The sequence below is a fragment of the Enterobacter sp. HSTU-ASh6 genome (genome assembly GCF_026319105.1).
In the GTDB taxonomy this organism is placed as follows: domain Bacteria; phylum Pseudomonadota; class Gammaproteobacteria; order Enterobacterales; family Enterobacteriaceae; genus Enterobacter; species Enterobacter sichuanensis.
In genome coordinates this window covers 88,582-111,925 of sequence record NZ_WSPD01000005.1, presented here as the reverse complement: position 1 = coordinate 111,925, position 23,344 = coordinate 88,582, and the positions used below count along the sequence as shown (strand labels likewise).

Annotated in this window: 22 protein-coding genes; 6 read left to right on the top strand and 16 right to left on the bottom strand. The window is 50.3% G+C overall.

What is annotated here, in order from left to right:
* Window positions 1-2: 2 nt before the first annotated feature.
* The 8 genes from GM298_RS07750 to rlmE all read right to left on the bottom strand — a co-directional run bounded on the left by GM298_RS07750 (window position 3) and on the right by rlmE (window position 10,058).
* Window positions 3-1,460 (bottom strand): type II and III secretion system protein, encoded by a 1,458-nt coding sequence (locus GM298_RS07750; RefSeq protein WP_266153883.1) that lies wholly within the window; start codon window positions 1,458-1,460, stop codon window positions 3-5.
* Window positions 1,461-1,479: 19 nt separating this feature from the next.
* Window positions 1,480-1,911 (bottom strand): TcpQ domain-containing protein, encoded by a 432-nt coding sequence (locus tag GM298_RS07745; protein WP_095450583.1) that lies wholly within the window; start codon window positions 1,909-1,911, stop codon window positions 1,480-1,482.
* A gap of 30 nt (window positions 1,912-1,941) precedes the next feature.
* Window positions 1,942-3,828 (bottom strand): type IV pilin protein, encoded by a 1,887-nt coding sequence (locus GM298_RS07740; RefSeq protein ID WP_266153882.1) that lies wholly within the window; start codon window positions 3,826-3,828, stop codon window positions 1,942-1,944.
* A 114-nt stretch (window positions 3,829-3,942) separates the two neighbouring features.
* Window positions 3,943-4,665: a type IV pilus major pilin gene (locus GM298_RS07735; protein ID WP_095450581.1), complete on the bottom strand. Its 723-nt coding sequence runs from the start codon at window positions 4,663-4,665 to the stop codon at window positions 3,943-3,945.
* A 452-nt stretch (window positions 4,666-5,117) separates the two neighbouring features.
* Window positions 5,118-6,455 (bottom strand): phosphoglucosamine mutase, encoded by a 1,338-nt coding sequence (gene glmM, locus GM298_RS07730; protein ID WP_095450580.1) that lies wholly within the window; start codon window positions 6,453-6,455, stop codon window positions 5,118-5,120.
* A complete protein-coding gene (folP, locus tag GM298_RS07725) occupies window positions 6,448-7,296 on the bottom strand; it encodes a dihydropteroate synthase (protein WP_025756710.1) in 849 nt (282 codons plus the stop codon). The genes glmM and folP overlap by 8 nt, the downstream gene beginning before the upstream one ends.
* 98 nt (window positions 7,297-7,394) lie before the next feature.
* Window positions 7,395-9,329, bottom strand: coding sequence for an ATP-dependent zinc metalloprotease FtsH (gene ftsH / locus GM298_RS07720; protein ID WP_013098921.1), 1,935 nt, complete (start codon window positions 9,327-9,329; stop codon window positions 7,395-7,397).
* Window positions 9,330-9,431: 102 nt separating this feature from the next.
* Window positions 9,432-10,058 (bottom strand): 23S rRNA (uridine(2552)-2'-O)-methyltransferase RlmE, encoded by a 627-nt coding sequence (gene rlmE / locus GM298_RS07715; RefSeq protein WP_003861812.1) that lies wholly within the window; start codon window positions 10,056-10,058, stop codon window positions 9,432-9,434.
* A 127-nt stretch (window positions 10,059-10,185) separates the two neighbouring features.
* Here rlmE and yhbY point away from each other — a divergent pair, with 127 nt between their 5' ends.
* Window positions 10,186-10,479: a ribosome assembly RNA-binding protein YhbY gene (gene yhbY / locus GM298_RS07710; RefSeq protein WP_003861814.1), complete on the top strand. Its 294-nt coding sequence runs from the start codon at window positions 10,186-10,188 to the stop codon at window positions 10,477-10,479.
* Between the two features lie 151 nt (window positions 10,480-10,630).
* Here yhbY and greA read toward each other — a convergent pair whose 3' ends face one another.
* Window positions 10,631-11,107, bottom strand: a complete 477-nt coding sequence (gene greA / locus GM298_RS07705) for a transcription elongation factor GreA (RefSeq protein ID WP_025756709.1) — start codon at window positions 11,105-11,107, stop codon at window positions 10,631-10,633.
* 227 nt (window positions 11,108-11,334) lie between these two features.
* Here greA and dacB point away from each other — a divergent pair, with 227 nt between their 5' ends.
* On the top strand, window positions 11,335-12,768 hold the full coding sequence (gene dacB, locus GM298_RS07700; RefSeq protein WP_266153879.1) for a serine-type D-Ala-D-Ala carboxypeptidase: 1,434 nt from the start codon (window positions 11,335-11,337) through the stop codon (window positions 12,766-12,768).
* A gap of 43 nt (window positions 12,769-12,811) precedes the next feature.
* Here the strand turns inward: dacB and opgB are convergent, their stop codons facing one another.
* Window positions 12,812-15,148, bottom strand: coding sequence for a phosphatidylglycerol--membrane-oligosaccharide glycerophosphotransferase (gene opgB / locus GM298_RS07695; protein WP_266153878.1), 2,337 nt, complete (start codon window positions 15,146-15,148; stop codon window positions 12,812-12,814).
* Between the two features lie 209 nt (window positions 15,149-15,357).
* Between opgB and pmrA the strand changes: the two genes are divergently transcribed.
* Both pmrA and pmrB read left to right on the top strand, forming a co-directional pair.
* A complete protein-coding gene (gene pmrA, locus GM298_RS07690; RefSeq protein ID WP_262783793.1) occupies window positions 15,358-16,020 on the top strand; it encodes a two-component system response regulator PmrA in 663 nt (220 codons plus the stop codon).
* Entirely contained in the window at window positions 16,017-17,060 is a 1,044-nt protein-coding gene (gene pmrB / locus GM298_RS07685) for a two-component system sensor histidine kinase PmrB (RefSeq protein ID WP_088244392.1), read from the top strand. The genes pmrA and pmrB overlap by 4 nt, the downstream gene beginning before the upstream one ends.
* A gap of 37 nt (window positions 17,061-17,097) precedes the next feature.
* Here pmrB and cgtA read toward each other — a convergent pair whose 3' ends face one another.
* The 4 genes from cgtA to rplU all read right to left on the bottom strand — a co-directional run bounded on the left by cgtA (window position 17,098) and on the right by rplU (window position 19,939).
* Window positions 17,098-18,273 carry an Obg family GTPase CgtA gene (gene cgtA / locus GM298_RS07680; RefSeq protein WP_045284746.1) on the bottom strand — a complete coding sequence of 392 codons (1,176 nt, stop codon included), beginning with the start codon at window positions 18,271-18,273 and terminating at the stop codon, window positions 17,098-17,100.
* Window positions 18,274-18,288: 15 nt separating this feature from the next.
* Window positions 18,289-19,254, bottom strand: coding sequence for a DMT family transporter (locus GM298_RS07675; RefSeq protein WP_266153877.1), 966 nt, complete (start codon window positions 19,252-19,254; stop codon window positions 18,289-18,291).
* 96 nt (window positions 19,255-19,350) lie between these two features.
* Entirely contained in the window at window positions 19,351-19,608 is a 258-nt protein-coding gene (gene rpmA, locus GM298_RS07670) for a 50S ribosomal protein L27 (RefSeq protein ID WP_004385076.1), read from the bottom strand.
* Between the two features lie 19 nt (window positions 19,609-19,627).
* The gene (gene rplU, locus GM298_RS07665; RefSeq protein WP_003025032.1) at window positions 19,628-19,939 is read right to left on the bottom strand and encodes a 50S ribosomal protein L21; all 312 of its coding nucleotides are present in this window, start codon (window positions 19,937-19,939) and stop codon (window positions 19,628-19,630) included.
* A 257-nt stretch (window positions 19,940-20,196) separates the two neighbouring features.
* Here rplU and ispB point away from each other — a divergent pair, with 257 nt between their 5' ends.
* Window positions 20,197-21,168 carry an octaprenyl diphosphate synthase gene (gene ispB, locus GM298_RS07660; RefSeq protein ID WP_025756703.1) on the top strand — a complete coding sequence of 324 codons (972 nt, stop codon included), beginning with the start codon at window positions 20,197-20,199 and terminating at the stop codon, window positions 21,166-21,168.
* A gap of 228 nt (window positions 21,169-21,396) precedes the next feature.
* On the top strand, window positions 21,397-21,684 hold the full coding sequence (sfsB, locus tag GM298_RS07655) for a DNA-binding transcriptional regulator SfsB (RefSeq protein WP_047959543.1): 288 nt from the start codon (window positions 21,397-21,399) through the stop codon (window positions 21,682-21,684).
* 61 nt (window positions 21,685-21,745) lie between these two features.
* On the opposite strand, the gene murA is transcribed toward sfsB, so the two are convergent.
* Both murA and ibaG read right to left on the bottom strand, forming a co-directional pair.
* Window positions 21,746-23,005: a UDP-N-acetylglucosamine 1-carboxyvinyltransferase gene (gene murA / locus GM298_RS07650; protein ID WP_025756701.1), complete on the bottom strand. Its 1,260-nt coding sequence runs from the start codon at window positions 23,003-23,005 to the stop codon at window positions 21,746-21,748.
* Window positions 23,006-23,055: 50 nt separating this feature from the next.
* Window positions 23,056-23,310 carry a BolA family iron metabolism protein IbaG gene (gene ibaG, locus GM298_RS07645; protein ID WP_008501458.1) on the bottom strand — a complete coding sequence of 85 codons (255 nt, stop codon included), beginning with the start codon at window positions 23,308-23,310 and terminating at the stop codon, window positions 23,056-23,058.
* Window positions 23,311-23,344: the final 34 nt, after the last annotated feature.

The window sequence follows — 23,344 nt, the reverse complement described above, 5'->3', positions numbered from 1 at the left end:
CGTTAGCGGGACGTAATTGGCTGACGATAGTAATCTACGCCGATAACCATCACGACAGTGGCCGCTTCATTCTCATCTTTATCGCCCATACCGAGGATCTGGTACTCAATCCCGCCCTTTTCCTCTTTCACATCATATTTAGCTACCATAAGCAGATCGCCAGGCATGATGATCGATGAGTTGAAAGACTCCGTTGTGCTCACGTTAGGCAACTGTACATCTTCATAGGTATCAATGCCTTCCAGATAGCGTTTTGTAAATCCACTCACCACTTCAATACGTCCATCGGAAAGTACGCGCGGTGTAATGATAAAGCTGGTTCCCGTTACTACTGAAGATGTTTCGACCTCGACATTCACTTCACCGTTGTCATCGGTAGTACGTGTTTTACCGGAGACATAGTTCTGCGATTTGGTCATATTCAAGGGGATGGCCATATTGTTGCGCGTAATAAAAGATCCGCTTTGCAATGATCTATCACCTGTTAATTTATAGAGAGCATCCAGCCCGCCATTAATATCAACATTACTGTTTTTCCATCCGGCTGAGATACCACCAGTGAGCGAATCCAGTAAACTTGAGCTGATTTTTACCGTGTTCTGACCATCATTGAAATTAAGATTTAATCCCGCAGACAGTTCACTGACCTTTGATTTGTCAAGGGTGAAAATCTTATACGTAACGATAAACTGACGGCTATTATCGGTCTTATACTTATCTAATGCTTTACTCAGCGCCTCGTATTCCGAAGGTCTGGCGTTGATCATTAAAACCGAGGAATCTTTAAAGAGATTGTAATTCCCTGAGGAAATATAGTTTTTCGCCATATCCTCAACGTCATCCCAGAAAGAAGATTCAAATTTGGTCTCGGTTTTGCCGGTCAGGCCGCCACTGGAGGTCGCTTCGTTACCGGAAAGATCAAGATTGGTTTCCGTTTTGTTATTTTCACCATAGAAATCAAGCTTGAGAACATAAGTTTCGAATACATTTATTTTTAATACGTTATGTTCGTCGAGTTTCGGACTAACGTCATACAAGGACGCGATGTAGCGGATAAATTCTTCAAAAGTACCATCAAATCTGACACTGCGGGCAACATCCCAGCTTTCGTCCCCTTTTGCCGTTGCTGATTTTCCTCCTATTGCGCTGTCGTTGATACGATAGCTGATCCCCGTCTGCGCAGAAACAGCCTCCATGATGACGCCTAACGTCGCGGGCTCATAGGAGGAGATTTTGACGTGTTTGTCCATTATACGTTGCTGCTCAGGGCTATATGCCACTTTCTGCCCGATGAAAGCGCCATCATATTTAATGTAAGGTCTGGCTTTTGATTCATCCTGTGATGTTGCGTCTTTAAAATGCTCCTGAACCTGACTTGCTGAATCATATTTTTTTTCAAAATCGCTGACGCAGCCCTGAAGTAATACCGTGAGCATTAACAACCCTGTTCTGATCTTCATCCCTGTTTCCATAAAATTTTTACATTTCATCAATGACGATTACGCGATTTTTTTGATACTTTTTGACAACCAGACCATAATTTTCAGAGAAGAAAAGTTCCCCCAGTTCCTGGAGTATTTCATCTTCATTTTTCCCTGCTAACGTAATGCTGTTATAAATCCGGTAGTCCTTCTTGCTGTTCCAGAAGAGCTTGTAGCCATTACGAGTTACCCATTTACCTATCTCCTGACTGAGCAGGTTGTTCTCCAGGATCACCAAAGGCGGCGTCATCGGGGAAGTTAAATTCTGTGTTTCGCCCGAAAAGGGATTTCTGGCATTCTGTTGATATGACGCTTCGGACGATGTGCCAGGTGCGACGATATGAATACCCGTATTGCTATTATTACTTGCGATTGCCTGCGGAAAAAGTATTACCGACAATAAAAGCAGACAGTATTTCCTGATAATCATGTTATTTTCCCTCTATTTATCAGATCACTATTATTTATACTCTGTTGTCGCCAATAAATCATATGGCGTACCTGATTGCGGTATCGTACTACACCATTTGGTAATGACATAAGAGATTGTCTGTGGGTTTACTATATTAAATCCTGTTCCCGTTTCTGAATCATACATGCCCACCGTCGCTGTCACGGCCCACACATACTTGCTGCCCGGAAATATATATTTTTGCGCCGAATTGTGATCGGAACGCGCCCCATTTGAAACATCCATCTCAGCCAGCTCTACCTGTACGGTAACGCCGCCAAGCAAATCCACTTTCCTGCTATCATCTAATTTTCTGCGAGTTTCATTTTGTTTAGTATAAGTATCATCACGTATGCTGCTGTTGTCATCATTATATGCTGAGACAGAGGATATACTGGCAGATAACCGTGGATATAGCGTCCTGGTAACTTTTATTTTTTTCTTGTTGCCATTTTCATCCAGTATTGCGTCGCCTTGAGAGTCACGCAAAATAATTTCCTGCTCGATGACAGGGCAAGTCTGTACTGCAAATCGATGCCAGCCAGATTCTCTTACACCGTCATCATATACTGCCATATAATTTTTATTATCTGTGATATTCGCAGATATATATTCAGTTCCAGAATATTCACTCACCGATGGAGTTACAAGCTCAAAAGCATCATATGCACTGGAAGGATAATAATCAGAAACAATATCAGCCCCGGCTACGCTATTGCCATTCCAGGAGCGATAAGTGGTATTATCATCCAGATAAAAATCCCCTTCAACCTCTTCATTATTGTTATTTTTGTATGTAAAGCGTTCAGGGTTGCCGTCGGCGGAAAGCATTAAATCTCCACCGTAATTACGCTTGAACAAAAAAACTGGCCGTGACGTATTTTCCATCACCAGATTGGCTTTTAACGTACCTGCGGCCCGGTCGCCACGCGGGTTTTCTAAGTTGGTCATATTAAGCGCCAGAATTTTGTCTTCGCCATGAGCGCCAGTGCCTTTTTCCTGGTCATAACAGAGCTCAACTTTACTTTCCGTTGAGTTCCAGCAGGTATTGCCGGCATTACTGCCGCTGCCGCTGTTGTTATCATTCATGTCAAACGTAAGACGAATACCCAACTGCTGACCCTTGCTCATTTTTTCAACGCGTTGAAAGTTCGTCGCCATATCGGAAAACTCGACAGGCGTCTTACCGTCAGCCTGGGTGACCAGTTGCCATGCGTCTGCTGACGTTTTCCGGTGAACAATAATGATATGTGACGCAATCAGCCCCGCGTTGTTCAACGCGTTGTTAAAAGCCGGGGCATAGCTGGCAAAACTGTACTTGTCTCTGCTATCCGTATAGGCAAAAGCAATAATGGCATCCATTCTGGAAACGGAGCTCGACGGCGTCGTTAAATCCTGAGACGCAAACCCGATACGTTCAATCTTTGCAGCGGGGTTATCCGCTGCCGTTACCAGCGAGCAGGGTAAATACTCTGCAGTAAGCTCAAACTCTGATTTCAACGAAACATTACAATTCTTGCTAATAAACAGGTAACGCTGTTGCTTCTGGGCATTAACGCCATCGCCCCAAAGAAAATAATTCGCTGAATTACCGGTATTTACATCGTCTATGTTGTTTGTAATACGGTAGCGATAGTGCGCGTCATTGCTTGTGCTGCTGATATCATAAAATGGATTCTCTTGTTCTCCACCCTTAGTTTGCAGCGTATCGTCACGCAAATAATTCACCACGCCCTTCATTTCCTGGACAAGCGCATTCGCGATGGTCTGACGCATTTCTTTTGCCGCCTGTTTGCGAGCATAATTGGTATACATAACCAGTGCGCCACCGATAATGGCCAGAACGACTATCACTTCCAGTAATGAAAAACCTGACGCATTATTTCGCGATCGCATATCCTTTTCCTGGGAAACATCCATGTAAGTAATACATTATTAAGTGGCTATTCATTATAAACAGCCACTTTTATCATTAACGCAACGCTATTAAACTTCAAATCACGTTAAAAATTATTTACTACCGAAGATAACGCCGTTAATTGAACCCTGACCATCACAAACACCGGCCGTTACGATATCAGCAGGTGCAATTTCACCGGAAGTCAGCGTCTTAAGGATTCCAGAACCCACATTTTTAGCTACGCTCAAATCTTTACCTGTGATGGACGGTTCAGAACCTGCCGCCGCACCGCTTTTGATAGTTTCAACATAGTCCCACTGGTTTCCCATCTGGGAAATCAGGTTACGACACTCTTCTGATGCCAGGCCGTTAACTAACACAACAAACCCTTTATTCTGGGAGCTTGATGAGTCTGTCAGAGCATTATCAATCTGGAATGCGTCATTAGAGAAACCGTTAAACGCTTCATCAGCAGAGATTTTACCCATACGCACCAGGGTCGCGATTGGCGAATTATTCGCTATAGTAGTGTCGCCGATTGTGGATTTCGACAGCGCTAAAATGGAATCACTCTGTGCCGGATATTCTGCCTGATCTTTATATGCCTCATTCATGGCGGTACGAACGCTGGTTAAATCATCCTGTACAGCAGACAGATCCTGAGCGGTGAATGCTCGTTGCGCCAGAATAACCACACCCGCGGCAATAACACCGATAATCCCCAAAACGATGATAATTTCCAGCAACGTCACACCGCGCTGTTTTCTCATCTCTTTTACCTGTGCGACTTTGCGAGCCACATTCCCTTTTAAATCTAATATCAATGTATTCATTATATGCCCTTATTAATCCATGTTATGTCGCAGGTGTATTGCCCTGCAGCACTGGCATTATTCACTCAGAAAAAAACTGACACAACCAAACACAAAAAAACTAAGAATACATTTATATTTAGCTTAAAAATTTAATGCCATATTGTTATTGAACAATAACGAAAGATCATTCTTAATAATTAATCCAACGAAATAAGAGACATCTAACGGGCACTTATTTAATTTTTCATTAACATGAAATGACATTACAAATAACAACCCATGTATTTTTAAATAAAAATATTCATCCGTTTTGTTACGAATATCATTCCAAATCAAATAATTAGCCGTACTTAGCTATTTTTTTGCTCTGCCAGATAAAAAACAAAACGCCCGGAGAATGACCACCAGGCGTTTTGCATTGAAACGTAACAACGTTTTTTAGGGTTTATCAGTTCGCCGCTGCGGGCTGTTTAAACCGCCTTTACGGCATCCGCAATACGGTGCGCAAATTCCGTCACCTGCGCTTCGTCTTCGCCTTCTACCATCACGCGGATCAGCGGTTCAGTACCAGACTTACGCAGCAGAACGCGCCCACGGCTGCCAAGCGCGGCTTCAACCTCAGCCATTACCGCTTTCACATTTTCACTTTCCAGCGGATCGCCTTTGCCGGCGGTGAAGCGCACGTTTACCAGCACCTGCGGGAACATTTTCATGCCGCTGCAGAGATCCTGCAGGGTCATATGGTTACGTGCCATGGCGGCAACGACCTGCAGCGCGGCCACGATGCCGTCACCGGTGGTCGTTTTGTCCAGCAGGATCACGTGGCCCGAGTTTTCAGCACCGATACGCCAGCCCTTCTCCTGAAGTTTCTCCAGCACATAGCGGTCGCCCACTTTCGCGCGGACAAACGGGATCCCAAGCTGTTTCAGCGCCAGTTCCAGACCCATGTTACTCATCAGGGTCCCCACCGCGCCGCCGCGCAGCTGACCCTGACGCAGACCTTCACGCGCGATGATATACAGGATCTGGTCGCCGTCGACTTTATTCCCTTCGTGGTCGACCATGATCACACGATCACCGTCACCGTCCAGCGCAATACCCAGATCGGCTTTCTCCGCCAGCACGCGCGCCTGCAGGGCACGAACGTCCGTCGCACCGACCTGTTCGTTAATGTTCAGACCATCCGGCTCACAACCGATAGCGATCACTTTCGCACCCAGCTCGCGGAAAACATTCGGAGCGATGTGATAGGTCGCACCGTTTGCACAGTCCACCACAATTTTGAGGTGCGCCAGGCTCAGCTCATTCGGGAACGTACCTTTGCAGAATTCAATGTAACGACCCGCGGCATCGACAATACGGTTCGCTTTCCCCAGCTCAGCGGAATCTACACAGGTGATCTCTTTTTCCATTTCGGCTTCAATAGCTTCTTCCACTTCGTCCGGCAGCTTGGTGCCATCGATAGAGAAGAATTTGATGCCGTTGTCATAGAACGGGTTGTGAGAAGCAGAAATGACAATCCCCGCTTCCGCGCGGAAGGTGCGGGTCAGATACGCGACAGCTGGCGTTGGCATTGGCCCAGTAAAGGAGGCAGAAAGACCTGCAGCCGCCAGACCGGCTTCCAGCGCAGACTCCAGCATATAACCCGAAATGCGGGTATCTTTACCGATAATGATCTTACGGGAACCATGACGTGCCAGTACCTTGCCAGCGGCCCAGCCAAGCTTCAGGACAAAGTCAGGGGTGATTGGCGCATCGCCTACCCGGCCACGGATACCATCGGTACCAAAATATTTACGATTACTCATAGCGTTTGTTTTCCTTCGCTGCCAGTGTGGCTTCCACCACACGCATGGCTTCTACTGTTTCTTTGACGTCATGGACACGAATAATGTGCGCCCCCTGCATCGCCGCAATCACCGCGCAGGCCAGACTCCCGCTCAAGCGCTCACTCGGACCGACATTAAGCAACTGCCCAATCATCGACTTTCTCGACATACCTACCAGCAGCGGCAGGCCGAAATGATGAAACTCTGATAAGCGTGCAAGCAACGCATAATTGTGTGAGAGATTTTTACCGAAACCGAACCCCGGGTCGAGCAGCAATTTCTCTTTTGGGATGCCCGCACGTTCACAGCGTGCGATGTGCTCAATAAAGAAGCGATTTACATCAGCAAAGACGTCGTCATACTTCGGCGCATCCTGCATCGTTTTCGGCTGACCCTGCATGTGCATCAGACACACCGGCAGCCCGGTTTCCGCGGCCGCTTCAATCGCCCCCGGCTCTGTCAGTGAACGAATATCATTAATAATGTGAGCACCCACTCTCGCCACTTCCCGAATCACCTCAGGTTTAGAGGTATCGACGGAGATCCATACCTCAAAGCGCTGGGCGATGGCTTCAACCACCGGTACCACGCGTGCCAGCTCTTCTTCCACCGAAACATCTGCCGCACCAGGTCGTGTCGACTCACCGCCAACGTCAATAATAGTGGCACCCGCGTTGATCATTAAATTGGCGTGCTTAACCGCCTCGATCAGGGTGTTATGCGTGCCGCCATCTGAGAAGGAGTCAGGGGTAACATTCAGGATCCCCATCACATGAGGATGTGAAAGATCGAGATGCGAGTCCTGGGCGAATAGTTTCATGGCTAAATCCCTGGTATTAATGTGGTTTAATGGAAAAGAAAAACCCCGGAGCAAGCTCCAGGGTTTGAGGTACAGACAAACATTTCAACAGCAGTGACTTACTTATCGCCCAACTGTTCTGACATGGTGTTGCCCGGGTTCGGCGTACGCGGTTCGTCAACCGGACGCGGCGCACGCGGAGTGCCATTGTTGTCAGAATTGTTGGAAGCGCCTGGGTCTTCCCAGCCTGCTGGCGGACGCACTTCGCGGCGAGCCATCAGGTCGTCAATCTGCGGAGCATCGATGGTCTCATATTTCATGAGTGCATCTTTCATCGAATGCAGGATGTCCATATTGTCGTTCAGGATCTGACGTGCGCGACCATAGTTACGTTCAATCAGCGCTTTCACTTCCTGGTCGATGATACGAGCTGTTTCATCGGACATATGTTTCGCTTTCGCCACGGAGCGGCCCAGGAACACTTCACCCTCTTCCTCTGCATACAGCAGCGGACCGAGTTTGTCGGAGAAGCCCCACTGAGTCACCATGTTACGCGCCAGATTTGTCGCGACTTTAATGTCGTTGGACGCACCGGTAGAAACATGTTCTGGCCCGTAGATGATCTCTTCCGCCAGACGACCACCGTACAGGGTCGAAATCTGGCTTTCCAGTTTCTGACGGCTGGCGCTGATCGCGTCGCCTTCAGGCAGGAAGAAGGTCACACCCAGCGCACGGCCGCGTGGAATAATCGTCACTTTATGCACCGGATCGTGTTCCGGCACCAGGCGACCGATAATCGCATGGCCTGCTTCGTGGTATGCAGTGGACTCTTTCTGCGCTTCCGTCATCACCATGGAGCGACGTTCCGCACCCATCATGATTTTGTCTTTCGCTTTCTCGAACTCCACCATCGACACCACGCGCTTGTTACCGCGAGCGGCAAACAGTGCAGCTTCGTTGACCAGGTTAGCCAGGTCCGCACCGGAGAAGCCCGGGGTACCGCGCGCAATAATTGCCGCATCGATATCTGGTGCCAGCGGTACGCGACGCATATGGACTTTCAGAATCTGTTCACGACCGCGAACATCCGGCAGACCGACAACAACCTGACGGTCGAAACGGCCTGGACGCAGCAGAGCCGGGTCAAGAACGTCCGGACGGTTAGTCGCCGCGATTACGATGATACCTTCGTTACCTTCGAAGCCGTCCATCTCAACCAGCATCTGGTTCAGGGTCTGTTCACGTTCATCGTGACCACCGCCCAGGCCCGCGCCACGCTGGCGGCCAACGGCGTCGATTTCATCGATGAAGATAATGCACGGTGCTGCCTTCTTAGCCTGCTCGAACATGTCACGCACACGAGATGCACCAACACCCACGAACATTTCGACGAAGTCAGAACCTGAAATAGTAAAGAACGGCACCTTCGCTTCACCCGCGATAGCTTTCGCCAGCAGGGTTTTACCGGTACCCGGAGGACCAACCATCAGAACGCCTTTCGGGATCTTACCGCCCAGTTTCTGGAAACGGCTCGGCTCACGCAGGTATTCAACCAATTCACCTACTTCTTCTTTCGCTTCGTCACAACCGGCGACGTCAGCAAACGTGGTCTTGATCTGATCTTCCGTCAGCATACGCGCCTTGCTCTTACCGAACGACATGGCACCTTTGCCACCGCCGCCCTGCATCTGGCGCATAAAGAAGATCCAGACGCCGATAAGAAGCAGCATCGGGAACCAGGAAATGAAGATAGAAGCCAGCAGGCTTGGTTCTTCTGGCGGCTCGCCTACAACTTTGACGTTTTTGGTCAGAAGGTTATCAAGCAGCTTAGGATCGTTCACCGGGATGTAAGTCGTGTAACGGTTACTATCTTTCTTGGTAACGTTGATCTCACGTCCGTTGATACGCGCTTCGCGAACCTGGTCCTGATTGACCTCCTGCAGGAAGGTAGAATAATCCACCTTGCGGCCATTCGACTCGCTGGGCCCAAAGCTCTGGAATACTGACATCAGCACAACGGCAATGACCAGCCAGAGTATTAGGTTTTTCGCCATGTCACTCAAGGGATTAACCTCATATTACAACTGTGTTAAAAACAGCGTCAGGATACTCTATATCCAGTTTCATTCAAACTTTCGCCTGAAATCTACCGGTTATCATTTTCGCCCGGTCGCTACAATATACACTTCACGGGAACGGGCCCGGGAAGAGTCCGGCTTACGAACTTTGACCTTCGCAAACAGGGAGCGAATTTCCTTAAGATACTCCTCGAAACCTTCGCCCTGAAACACCTTCACAACAAAACTACCACCAGGCGCTAGTACATCACGACACATTTCTAACGCTAGCTCCACCAGATACATGGCGCGGGGGATATCCACCGCCGGTGTTCCACACATATTTGGTGCCATATCTGACATGACAACCTGGACCTTACTGTCACCTACACGATCAAGTAACGCTTTCAGCACTAATTCATCACGAAAGTCGCCCTGAAGGAAGTCGACACCGACGATGGGATCCATTGGTAAAAGATCGCACGCGATGATTCGGCCCGTTCCGCCGATCTGCGTTACCGCATACTGGGACCATCCGCCAGGTGCTGCTCCGAGGTCGACAACCGTCATCCCCGGCTTAAAAAGTTTGTCACTTTGCTGTATTTCATCAAGTTTAAACCAGGCACGGGAACGCAACCCCTTTTTCTGTGCCTGTTGAACATATTTATCGCTAAAGTGTTCCTGAAGCCAGCGGCTGGAGCTGGCAGAACGCTTTTTACCTGTCATTTAACATTTCCGTCCTGGTTCATCGTTGCTTGCCTGTGACGTAAATTTCTACGCAGCTATTTGGCGATATAAGGGAGATGGCGGTAGAATGAACCGTTTTCAATCCCAACGTAAGCAAAAATATACGATGAATCTGAGTACTAAACAAAAACAGCACCTTAAAGGTCTGGCACATCCGCTCAAGCCTGTAGTGATGCTTGGCAACAATGGTTTGACCGAAGGGGTGCTTGCCGAGATTGAACAAGCGCTGGAACACCACGAGCTGATCAAGGTGAAAATCGCCTCTGAAGACAGAGACACTAAAAACCTGATCGTGGAAGCCATCGTGCGCGAAACCGGCGCCTGTAATGTACAGGTCATCGGTAAAACGCTGGTGCTCTATCGCCCATCTAAAGAGCGTAAAATCTCGCTGCCACGCTAAGGATATCCTGAATCAAACACATTTTCTGTGTTAAACGAGGGATTTCTGTCAGCAGGTGAGCAAAATGCCATGCTCCTTGAGTTGTTAAAAGGCCGCTATGCGGCCTTTTTCCTTTCTTTACAATGTATCAACATCTTTGCAGAGAGGCGAATTACAGGTACTCAACCTTGATAATTTCGTATTCGACTTCACCGCCAGGGGTGCGGATGGTGACAACATCATCCTGCTCTTTGCCAATCAGGCCGCGAGCAATGGGTGAGTTCACCGAAATCAGGTTCTGTTTGAAGTCGGCTTCATCGTCACCCACGATACGATACGTTTGCTCTTCGTCGGTATCCAGGTTCAGCACGGTAACCGTTGAGCCGAAGATCACGCGGCCATTGTTTGGCATTTTGGTAATATCGATAACCTGCGCATTCGACAGCTTCGCTTCGATATCTTTAATACGCCCTTCACAGAAACCCTGCTGCTCACGCGCCGCGTGGTATTCAGCATTCTCTTTCAGGTCGCCATGCTCACGCGCTTCCGCGATAGCGGCGATGATTTCAGGGCGGCGAACGGATTTCAGGAAATCCAGCTCTTCGCGCAGTTTTTCGGCACCACGTAAGGTCATCGGAATAGCTTGCATTTGTTATACCTCTTAAACATTCCTGTTGGGAGCAGTGTTCCCTGCCCCGGCCCTCAAGAGCAGGCCAGAAGCAAAAAGAAAACCGACCCGGGAGCAACGCCCCAGGTCAGCAGCAATTTTCAATTTGATACGCATTTTACCGCGAAGTTCACTATGGGTCATCGTTTACTTTGCAGTGCCATGCACCGTAGTATGACGGTTTGTTTTCGGGTTGTTAGCGCGAGATTATGCGATTTTCCAGATTTATCATCGGATTGACTACCAGTATAACGTTCAGCGTTCAGGCCGCGAATGTTGATGAGTATATTAATCAACTGCCCGCAGGTGCCAACCTTGCCTTGATAGTGCAAAAGGTCGGGGCGCAGACGCCGGAGATTGACTACCATAGTCAACAGATGGCCCTGCCTGCCAGCACCCAGAAGGTGATCACTGCGCTTGCCGCCCTCCTTCAGCTTGGTCCTGACTTCCGCTTTACCACCACGCTAGAGACCAAAGGCAAGGTCGAAAATGGCGAGCTGAAAGGCGATCTGATCGCCCGTTTTGGCGGCGATCCAACCTTTAAACGCCAGGATATCCGTAATATGGTGGCGGTGCTGAAAAAATCGGGAGTGCAGAAGATTGATGGCAACGTACTGATCGACACCTCCATTTTTGCCAGCCACGATAAAGCCCCCGGCTGGCCGTGGAACGACATGACGCAATGCTTTAGCGCCCCGCCCGCCGCCGCGATTGTTGACCGAAACTGCTTCTCGGTTTCACTTTACAGCGCTCCCAAACCGGATGATTTAGCGTTTATCCGCGTGGCGTCTTACTACCCGGTCACGATGTTCAGCCAGGTCCGCACGCTGGCCAAGGGCTCTCCGGATGCACAGTATTGCGAACTGGATGTGGTGCCCGGCGATCTTAATCGCTTCACGCTTACCGGCTGCCTGACGCAGCGTGCCGATCCATTACCGCTGGCCTTCGCCATCCAGGATGGCGCAAGCTACGCAGGCGCCATTCTTAAGGACGAACTGAAACAGGCAGGGATCACCTATACCGGTACCCTGCTGCGCCAGACGCAGGTTAACCAACCCGGCACGGTTATCGCCAGCAAACAGTCTGAACCGTTGCACGATCTGCTAAGGATCATGCTGAAGAAGTCTGACAATATGATCGCTGACACGGTGTTCCGCATGATTGGTCACGCGCGCTTTGGCGTTCCTGGAACCTGGCGTGCAGGTTCCGATGCAGTCCGTCAGATCTTACGACAGCAGGCGGGAATCGACCTGGGTAATACTATCGCTGTCGATGGCTCCGGGTTATCGCGACACAATTTGATCGCCCCGGCAACCATGATGCAAGTGCTTCAGTACATTGCTCAACATGACACTGAGCTAAACTTCATCTCGATGCTGCCGCTCGCCGGGCATGACGGTTCACTTCAATACCGGGCCGGCCTTCACGCTGCCGGCGTTGATGGTAAAGTGTCAGCCAAAACAGGTTCTCTGCAAGGGGTATACAACCTTGCAGGCTTCATCACTACCGCCAGCGGACAGCGCATGGCATTCGTGCAGTATCTTTCCGGCTATGCCGTCGAACCGACCGACCAGCGCAACCGTCGTATTCCACTGGTTCGCTTCGAAAGCAGGCTTTATAAAGATATTTACCAGAACAATTGATGTTCGTGATGGCCTGCAATGAATTGCAGGCCATCACCCGCCATTACGTCTTATCAGTGATCTGAATCACTGGCGTAATCTTCACTTCACTTAACCCGATACCTATCTTCCTCGCAGGTGAAGTAAAGCTTTGTCCTAATATGCTTCCCTCTCGGCTAAGCGTGGGCTCTGGCGGGGTAATGGTCAGCAAACGCGAATAAAGATCCCCTGTGTAATGAAGCGTAACCCTGGTTGCCTTCTCGCCAAAACGCGCGTACTGCGTCTGTTCACCAATTGTTATGGCTACGGGAGCATTAACATTTTTTCCATAGGCTTTCGCTTCAATCTCAACATTAAATTCGCGAGGGAACGGCAATTTATACAGCAGCATGACTGAAGGCGAAGTCAATGCATCTGACCAACGACCCCAGGATTCCTGGCGACCGACTCCCATCATGTTTTCGATAAAGATGGGTCTTCCGTCTAAGGCAAATTTGAATGTATTCGAGACATAACGAATGTCATCGGGACTTATTTTCATCAGCCCCTGCTCACGTTGATAGCGCACAGTATCTGTTGGACTATCATCAATGCTTACCTTGCCTTGATATACCTCACTGTCCACTTTATCGACCGTGATTTTTCCTCCGGCCTTACCCTGGGTAACGCACCAGGCTTCAGAAAGCACGAACTCGTTCCGCCAGATAGTTGCAGGACGAAAACATTTATCAACCCAGACAAACCGCTCACCTTCGGGAAAAAATGCCAGTGATTGCCTCAGCGAGATATTTCGGCTGCCATCATCAATGACGGGCAGTACTTGATCCGCTTTTATGTCTATCAGAATTGGCAAGCTAAAAGTGTGGCCACTAAACGTAATCTCCTTTTTTTGTGTATTGATCGTAAAATCGTCGATGTGTTCGGGCATTCCCCAAAGTCCACGTATGCTGTCAGCCCATGCAAACAATTTCATTCTGAAATCAGGCATACTTTCTGAGAGCGATTTTTCGCTGACTGAACTCCGCCCCAGACCTATTCTCTTTTCGCCACCCAGCAGATCCAGCACGGTTGCCCCATTATCAAGAGTACTTCTTGGCTGCGATTTCAGGACAGAGTTCACCTGCGGCGTGAGGATGAAAAACAGATTACGACGCTCAAGTTTGTTGAGATAATCAACAGAAACCGCTGTACTGGGCATGGCCAGATGATCCGATGACAGAACAATCAGCGTATTTTTGGCCCAGGGGGACAACTGAATCTTTTGTACAAACCGCGAGATATTTTCCTGGCTGCAAAGCACCGCGCTTAATGCTTCAACAGAACGACCATCAATGGTGTAATTTTTCTGACGACATCCGGGTGAGATATACCCCTTCGGAGGATGCGTATCGACCGTCAGTGTAAACAGAGCAAAACGCTGTCCGGAAGCGGAAAGCTCACTAAATTTTTCCCAGGCTTTGTCCAGCACCAGGTTATCATAGAGCCCCCAGTTATTTTGTAGATCAAAATTATCCTTCAGGCCTGATTCCGTTAACCCCCATGTATGCTTTATGCCATGCACGTTGAAAAAAGCATCTTTGTCAGCAAAATGAAGATTTGCACCTTGATAAAAATAGGTCTCATAACCTGATGCACTCAGTATATCCCCCAGACAATGACTCTCCGGGTAGAACGTACCTACGGTATTTTGACCATTAAACGCTGTGGGTTTGAATAATGGCAATCCACATTGCGAAGCAACAATACCCGCGATGGTAAAGTCCGTGGCAGGCATTTGTGATGTATTAGAAAAATCGATGCTATTTTCTCTTAATTTTTTTAAATCTGGTAACAAGCCTGGAAAGATTTTTTCATCGAAATAGGTACGCTCAAGACTTTCAGCATAAATGTACACCAAATTGAGCTTAGGTTGTTCAATTTTACTGGGTTCATTAAAATAATACTCATTAAAATCTGAACCATCAACTTTCTTTGATAATATCATCGTGCCGCTAAGTTGCGAAAGAACGGGTGAAACTAGCAGCGCCAGTACACTACAAGAAGTGGATAAAAAAGCATAAGTCCAATTTTGTTGTTTACCTTCTTCTGCGCTGAATAAAACCCTATGAATAATAACAACAGCCGCCACACACAGTAATATTGCCATTATTGACGGCCAAATGTAGTTATTTATTTCCCCGCCTTCCATCGTTGTCGTTAGCGTATAAATAACAGATTCATTGACCCCATCGCCGGTAAAATACTGGCAAACAGCCCAAAAACCATTAAGAAAAACAGCGCCAACAGTCAATACAAAAATCAGTACCGAAATGTAAGCATTTCGTTGAGATTTATACCGATAAACAAAAACTGCAATAATATTAAAAATTACTGAAAGCGCTAATAAATAGAGAGGTTCCATTTTCTCACTCGTTTATCGCTGTACACTAATGATAACAATAGTCTCAGAAAAAAGACTAACATTATATCTGGCGGTTTATGCATCCACTATCCAATTCGATTTAATTAGGATTTTATTAAGATTCAGGATGCAAAAAACGTACGTGCGCCAGTACAGCACTTTCTGCCATAATCATGTCATCGCAAGGATACAGGACCGCACAAGCAGAGATGAAACTCCTTATAGTTGAAGACGATCTGTTATTACAGGAAGGGCTGGCGCTTGCGCTGGCCAGTGAAGGATATGCCCTCGACTGCGCCGCCACGGCGGCGGAGGCCGATGCCCTGATCCAGAGCGGCGAATACAGTCTGGTGATCCTCGATTTAGGTTTACCGGATAAAGACGGCGCGACGCTGCTCACCCAGTGGCGTCGCCGCGGCATCGCTAATCCGGTGTTGATCCTGACGGCACGCGATGCCATTGAAGATCGTATTACCGGCCTTGATGCTGGAGCCGATGATTATCTGGTGAAGCCCTTTGCTCTGGCAGAGTTGCAGGCGCGCGTCCGGGCCCTAATCCGCCGTTATCAGGGACACAGTGATAACTTACTCACCGACGGCGATATCACGCTGAATCTGCAAACCCAGCAGGTCCTGCGCCAGTCCCAGCCGGTAGAAGTCACGCCCAAAGAGTTTGCCCTGCTTACGCGCCTGATTATGCGCAGCGGACAGACGGTGCACCGTGAAACCCTCCAGCAGGATATCTACTCCTGGCAGGACGATCCGGGGTCGAATACCCTTGAGGTTCATATCCATAATCTGCGTCGTAAGCTCGGGAAAGACAGGATCAAAACCGTCCGCGGCGTGGGCTACCGTCTGGTGAGTCAGAAATGAACAGCATGCGTCGGCGGTTAATGGTCCTGCTGGCGGTGATACTGTTGTTTTTCCAGCTGATCAGCGTGATCTGGCTATGGCATGAAAGCCGCGAGCAGATCGGTTTTCTGGTCAATGAAACATTGTCTGCCAAGTCACGTAATAACCATGTCGAGAAAGAGATCCGTGAAGCGATTGCCTCGCTGCTGGTCCCTTCCCTGGTGATGGTCGGCTTCACCCTGTTCTTCTCCTTCTGGGCCGTCACCTGGATAACCCGACCCCTGAATAAACTGCGTGCCAGTCTGGCAAATCGTTCGGCGGATAACCTGACCCCGCTTCCGATGTACTCTGACATGGAAGAAATTGGCGCCGTCACCACCTCTCTCAATCAGCTGCTTGCCCGGCTGGATCACACCATTCAACAGGAGAGGCTGTTTACCGCCGACGCCGCACACGAGCTGCGAACGCCCCTCGCCGGGATCAGGCTGCATCTGGAACTTATGGCGCAGTCAGGCGCGCCGCAGGCCGCGACATTGATAACCCGTATCGATCAGTTGATGCACACGATTGAACAGCTGCTGATGCTGGCGCGCGCCGGGCAGGCGATGGCGAGCGGTCACTACGAGACGGTGAACTGGACAGACACGATTATTACGCCGCTTGGCCTTGAGCATGAAGCCAAAGAGCATACGGTTATTTGGCCGGCTAAAAGTGCGCTCACGGTGCAGGGAGACGCTGTGCTTCTGCGTCTTATGCTGCGCAACCTGCTTGAAAATGCCGGACGTTACAGCCCTGCCGGGACAACCATCACAGTGACATTATCCGCGCAGGGCGGCGGAACGCTGGTCAGCGTTATCGATCAGGGGCCCGGTATCGATGAAGCGCACCGACAGTCAATCACAGAACCGTTCCGCCGTCTCGACCAACGCTATGGTGGCAGTGGCCTGGGCCTGAGCATCGTGCAGCGTATCCTGCAGCTTCATCATGGAAAACTGACGCTGGAGAATGGCGAGAAAGGCGGTCTCATTGCCAGCTGCTGGCTGCCTGCAACGTTAGAATAAAAAAAGCCCCTGAATCAACAGGGGCCTTTCACGACGATTAGTGCTTGTAGATGAACTCGACGCCTTCTTCGTCGTCTTCATCCCAGTCATCGTCCCAGTCTTCATCATCCTCTTCCGCTTCCAGCTCTTCGAGCTGCTGGCGGTGGTAGTCATCCCACATGAATTCGACTTTTTCTGGCTGTTTGGCTTCTTCCGCCTGAACAACTGGGTTCTCGATGATGAAGGTCATCACATCCCAGCACAGATCTTTCACGCCCACCTGGCTTGCGGCGGAGATAAGATAGTATTTATCTTCCCAGCCCATCGCTTCAGCAATGGCTTTCGCTTTTGCTTCCGCTTCGGCTTTATCCATCAGGTCAATTTTGTTAAAGACCAGCCAGCGCGGTTTGTTCGCCAGTTTTTCGCTGTATTTCTCCAGCTCGCCGACGATGATACGGGCATTTTCTACCGGATCGGAACCATCAATTGGATCAATATCGATCAGGTGCAGCAGGACGCGGCAACGCTCAAGGTGTTTCAGGAAGCGGATACCCAGACCGGCACCTTCCGCTGCGCCTTCAATCAGACCCGGAATATCGGCAACCACGAAACTCTTCTCGTTATCCATACGAACAACGCCCAGGCTTGGCACCAGGGTCGTAAACGGATAGTCCGCCACTTTTGGTTTCGCAGCAGAGACGGCACGAATAAACGTCGATTTGCCTGCGTTTGGCATCCCGAGCATGCCCACGTCTGCCAGAAGCATCAGCTCCAGCTGCAGATCGCGCTTATCGCCCGGCGTACCCATGGTTTTCTGACGTGGCGTACGGTTAACAGATGATTTAAAACGGCTGTTACCCAGACCGTGCCAGCCACCTTTAGCGACCATCAGGCGCTGACCGTGTTTGGTCATGTCACCCATGGTTTCACCGGTCCCCTGGTCAATCACACGCGTACCGACAGGCACCTTAATGGTGACGTCTTTTCCGCGTTTACCGGTGCAGTCACGGCTCTGGCCGTTCTGACCACGTTCAGCGCGGAAGGATTTTTCAAAACGGTAGTCGATCAGCGTGTTGAGGTTCTCATCCGCCTCCAGCCACACGTCACCACCATCCCCGCCGTCGCCGCCGTCAGGGCCGCCACGAGGGATATACTTTTCACGGCGGAAGCTCACGCAACCGTTGCCGCCATCACCAGCCACGACAAGGATCGTCGCTTCATCAACAAACTTCATTTTACACTCCGTAACTCATTCGCCTGAGCGGGGGACTACTACAACCGCTTCATTTTTGCGCCAACGTCCCCAAAGACGATGACCAATGGCGGAATACATCGCGCCCGCAACCACGACAAACGCACCGAGATAGCCCAACAGGTTGAGCATCGGTCTGACGAAGACATCGGGCCAGGCCATTGATAACAAATCTGAAAATAACAGCGTAAACAGCGGAGTAAGCGTAATTAATGCGCTCACCTGTGCTGCCTGCCAGCGCGCCATTGCTTCGGCCAGCGCGCCATAACCAACCAGCGTGTTCAGCCCACAAAAAATGAGGCACGCCAGTTGCCAGTCGCTAAGCTCGGTGATTATCCCCGGCTTCGCTAACGGCAACAACGCCAGTGTACACAAAGTGTACAGCAAAAAGAGGATCTGCTGTGAGGCAAGACGACGCAATAACACCTTTTGCGCGACACCATAGCTCACCCAGACCGTTGCTGCCCCTACACCGAAGATCACACCCCAGGTGTAATCGGTCAGCCGGGTAAAAATCTCGATCAGACTGGTGTTGAAGAACATCACCAGACCGCATAGCAGCATGCTCGCCCCGATAATCTGCGTACCGCGCATCTTCTCCTTGAGGATCAAGACGCTGGCGACCATCATGCCCACGGGTGAAAGCTGACCAATCACCTGTGACGCCGTAGGGCTAAGATATTGCAGGGAAGAACTGAACAGGATGAAGTTCCCAAACAGTCCACCTGTCGCGATAGCCAGTAACACCAGCCAGCGCGGTTTCCGGAAGAGTCGCAGCGGAGGAAGCTTACCTTTGACAGCCAGAATCGCCCCGAGGCCGATACTTGCCATCAGAAAGCGATAAAAGACCACCGTAGGCGGCTCCATCACTTCCAGTACCTGCTTCATTGCAATTGGCAGCGCACCCCAGCACATTGCGGTAGTGAGCGCCAAAAGAATACCTATGCCGGCCTGCTGCTTCATGCCCGTTTTCCCTACAGAAAAAATTACCGGGTTTCCAATGTAAAAAGCCCCGCAACAGGTTGCGGGGCTTTAATCCGTTACCGGACCGAGAAAACCTTACTCAGCAACGATGCTGATGTATTTACGGTTGTTCGGGCCTTTAACTTCAAATTTCACTTTACCGTCTGCTTTAGCAAACAGAGTGTGGTCACGACCGCAACCTACGTTGTTGCCAGCGTGGAATTTGGTACCACGTTGACGAACGATGATGCTACCCGCCAGAACGGATTCGCCACCGAAACGCTTAACGCCCAGGCGTTTAGCTTCTGAATCGCGACCGTTACGTGTGGAGCCGCCAGCCTTTTTATGTGCCATTTAAATCTCTCCTCAGGTCTTAGGCGCTGATGCCAGTAATTTTCACATCAGTGAACCACTGACGGTGGCCCTGCTGCTTACGGTAGTGCTTACGACGACGAAACTTAACGATTTTAACTTTCTCGCCACGACCGTGTGCAACAACTTCAGCTTTGATAACGCCGCCATCAACGAAAGGAACGCCGATTTTGACTTCTTCACCGTTTGCGATCATCAGAACTTCTGCGAACTCAACAGATTCGCCAGTTGCGATGTCCAGCTTTTCCAGGCGAACGGTCTGACCTTCGCTTACTCGGTGTTGTTTACCACCACTTTGGAAAACCGCGTACATATAAACTCCGCTTCCGCGCACGTCCTCGTATGAATCAGAGTGCGCTATAAATATTCACAATAGGGCGCGAATATTACGCAAAACGCGAGCCTTTGACAAGTGCTACCGTCAATACATGAAGAAAAAAAACACAACACGTACGGTAACGTTTATCTGAGCCGTTTTTTCAGTACAATCAGCAATACTATTGATAAACCGAAACCCTTCGTTACCCCATAGTAGATGGGATCAACAGGATAAAAAGCCCGGCTTTTGCGATGAATTTAGAAAAAATCAACGAGTTAACCGCGCAAGATATGGCGGGTGTGAATGCAGCAATCCTGGAGCAACTCAACTCTGACGTTCAACTGATCAATCAGTTGGGCTATTACATTGTCAGCGGTGGCGGTAAACGCATACGTCCGATGATTGCCATTCTGGCTGCCAGAGCCGTTGGTTATCAGGGAAATGCCCACATCACCATCGCAGCGCTCATCGAATTTATTCACACAGCGACGCTTCTGCATGATGATGTTGTGGATGAATCGGATATGCGTCGCGGCAAAGCCACGGCGAACGCCGCTTTCGGGAACGCAGCCAGCGTACTGGTGGGGGATTTTATCTATACCCGCGCCTTCCAGATGATGACCAGTCTGGGCTCCCTGAAAGTACTGGAAGTGATGTCCGAAGCCGTTAACGTCATCGCAGAAGGCGAAGTACTGCAGCTGATGAACGTCAACGATCCTGATATTACTGAAGAAAACTACATGCGCGTGATCTACAGCAAAACCGCGCGCCTGTTTGAAGCAGCCGCCCAGTGTTCCGGCATTCTGGCTGACTGTACCGACGCCCAGGAAAAAGGGCTGCAGGACTACGGTCGTTATCTGGGTACGGCATTCCAGCTGATTGATGATTTGCTGGACTACAGTGCGGACGGCGAGACGCTCGGCAAAAACGTGGGGGATGACCTGAACGAAGGCAAACCGACCCTGCCGCTGCTCCACGCCATGCGCAACGGAACGGCCGACCAGGCGAAAATGATCCGTGAAGCGATTGAGCAGGGAAATGGCCGCCATCTTCTGGAACCCGTACTGGAAACCATGGCCATTTGCGGATCGCTCGAGTGGACGCGCCAGCGTGCGGAAGAGGAAGCGGATAAAGCCATTGCTGCACTTCAGGTTATTCCAGACAGCCCGTGGCGCGATGCGCTGATCGGTCTGGCGCACATCGCCGTTCAGCGCGATCGGTGATCCCTCCTGTTTCTCCCCGCGCCTTTGCGGGGAGATTCCCGTACGTTCCTGTAAATTACGTCTTCATGTAAACGCATCGGTTTAGAGTCCGCATGAATAAAGCTGTGCCTTATTCTGAATATCCCTTCAAGTAACGCGAACTTTTTAGAACAAGAGTGTGAAATGGGTATAGTAACCCCGTCGTTTCTGACGAAACGGCGAAGGTGAATCCGAACTAAGGACAGCGTTATGGACACGAAATTTATCGACTGGCACACGGCGGATATTATTGCCGCACTGCGCAAAAGAGGCACGTCACTGGCAGCAGAGTCCCGCCGCCACGGACTGAGTTCTTCAACCCTGGCAAACGCCCTCACCCGCCCATGGCCCAAGGGAGAGCTCATTATCGCAACGGCGCTGGATACGCACCCGTGGGTGATTTGGCCCTCGCGTTACCACGATCCCATTACCCATGAGTTTATTGACAGAACGCGCATGATTCGCCAGAAAAAGGCAAAGAAAGGATTGCAGGAATAACACGTTAATTGACAGGCACAGCAACCCCCCGGTCATTGCTGGCAGGGGGCTGCCGGAACGATTACTCGCCCTTCACACGCTCGATATTCGCACCCAGCGCGCGCAGTTTATCTTCGATACGCTCATAACCACGATCGATGTGATAAATACGATCCACAATCGTTGTCCCTTCCGCGATACAACCCGCCAGCACCAGACTCGCAGACGCACGCAGATCGGTGGCCATCACCTGAGCACCCGACAGTTTCTCCACGCCGTGGCAAATTACGGTATTACTCTCGATCTCTGCATGCGCGCCCATACGGATCAGCTCCGGTACGTGCATAAAGCGGTTCTCGAAAATGGTTTCAGTGATGAAGCCCGTCCCTTCGGCGACCAGGTTCAACAGGGTGAATTGCGCCTGCATGTCCGTCGGGAACGCCGGGTGTGGCGCCGTACGCACATTGACAGCTTTTGGACGCTGACCGTGCATATCGAGGCTGATCCAGTCTTCACCGATTTCGATATCCGCGCCGGCATCGCGCAGCTTCGCCAGCACCGCATCCAGGGTATCAGGCTGTGCGTTACGGCAAACAATCTTACCGCCAGAGATCGCCGCTGCCACCAGGAAGGTACCGGTTTCGATACGGTCCGGCAGGACGCGATAAACACCACCACCCAGACGCTCAACGCCTTCAATGGTGATACGGTCAGTACCCTGACCGGAAATCTTCGCCCCCAGCGCCACGAGGAAGTTGGCGGTATCCACAATTTCCGGCTCACGCGCGGCGTTTTCGATGATCGTGGTACCTTCAGCCAGCGTTGCCGCTGACATAATGGTGACTGTTGCGCCCACGCTCACCTTGTCCATGACAATGTGCGCGCCTTTCAGACGACCGTTGACGGACGCTTTAACGTAACCTTCTTCCAGTTTGATCTCTGCGCCCAGTTTTTCCAGGCCAAAGATATGCAGGTCAACCGGACGCGCCCCGATGGCACAACCGCCCGGAAGTGAAACCTGCCCCTGGCCAAAACGCGCCACCAGCGGGCCAAGCGCCCAGATGGAAGCACGCATGGTTTTCACCAGATCGTAAGGTGCAGAGAAGTTATTCACATTGCTGGCGTCGATCCAGACAGAACCGTTACGCTCAACTTTAGTGCCCAACTGGGTGAGCAACTTCATGGTCGTGTCGATATCTTTCAGTTTCGGGACGTTCTGAATTTCTACCGGCTCTTCCGCGAGCAGCGCAGCAAAGAGGATTGGCAGCGCGGCGTTTTTTGCGCCAGAAATTGTGACTTCGCCCTGGAGGCGCGTAGGCCCCTGTACACGAAATTTATCCATTGTGTGCTCTCTTATAAATTCAACCGTGCTGCGGGCCTGTCGCCCTCAGCTCAAAAACCGTTTAGTTTGCGATCGCGTGCCCACTCTTGCGGGGTGAACGCTTTAATCGACAGGGCGTGGATGCGGTTATCCGCAATATATTCCATCAGCGGCGCGTACACAGCCTGCTGTTTCTTCACGCGGCTCATGCCGTCGAACATCTCACCCACAGCAATAACCTGGAAGTGACTGCCATCGCCAGTGACGTGGGCTTCCTGAAGGGAGAGTGCATTCATCAGCACTGTCTGGATTTCATGATTTTCCATGGGTTCTTAATCATCTGATAGTGAAAACAAGCCC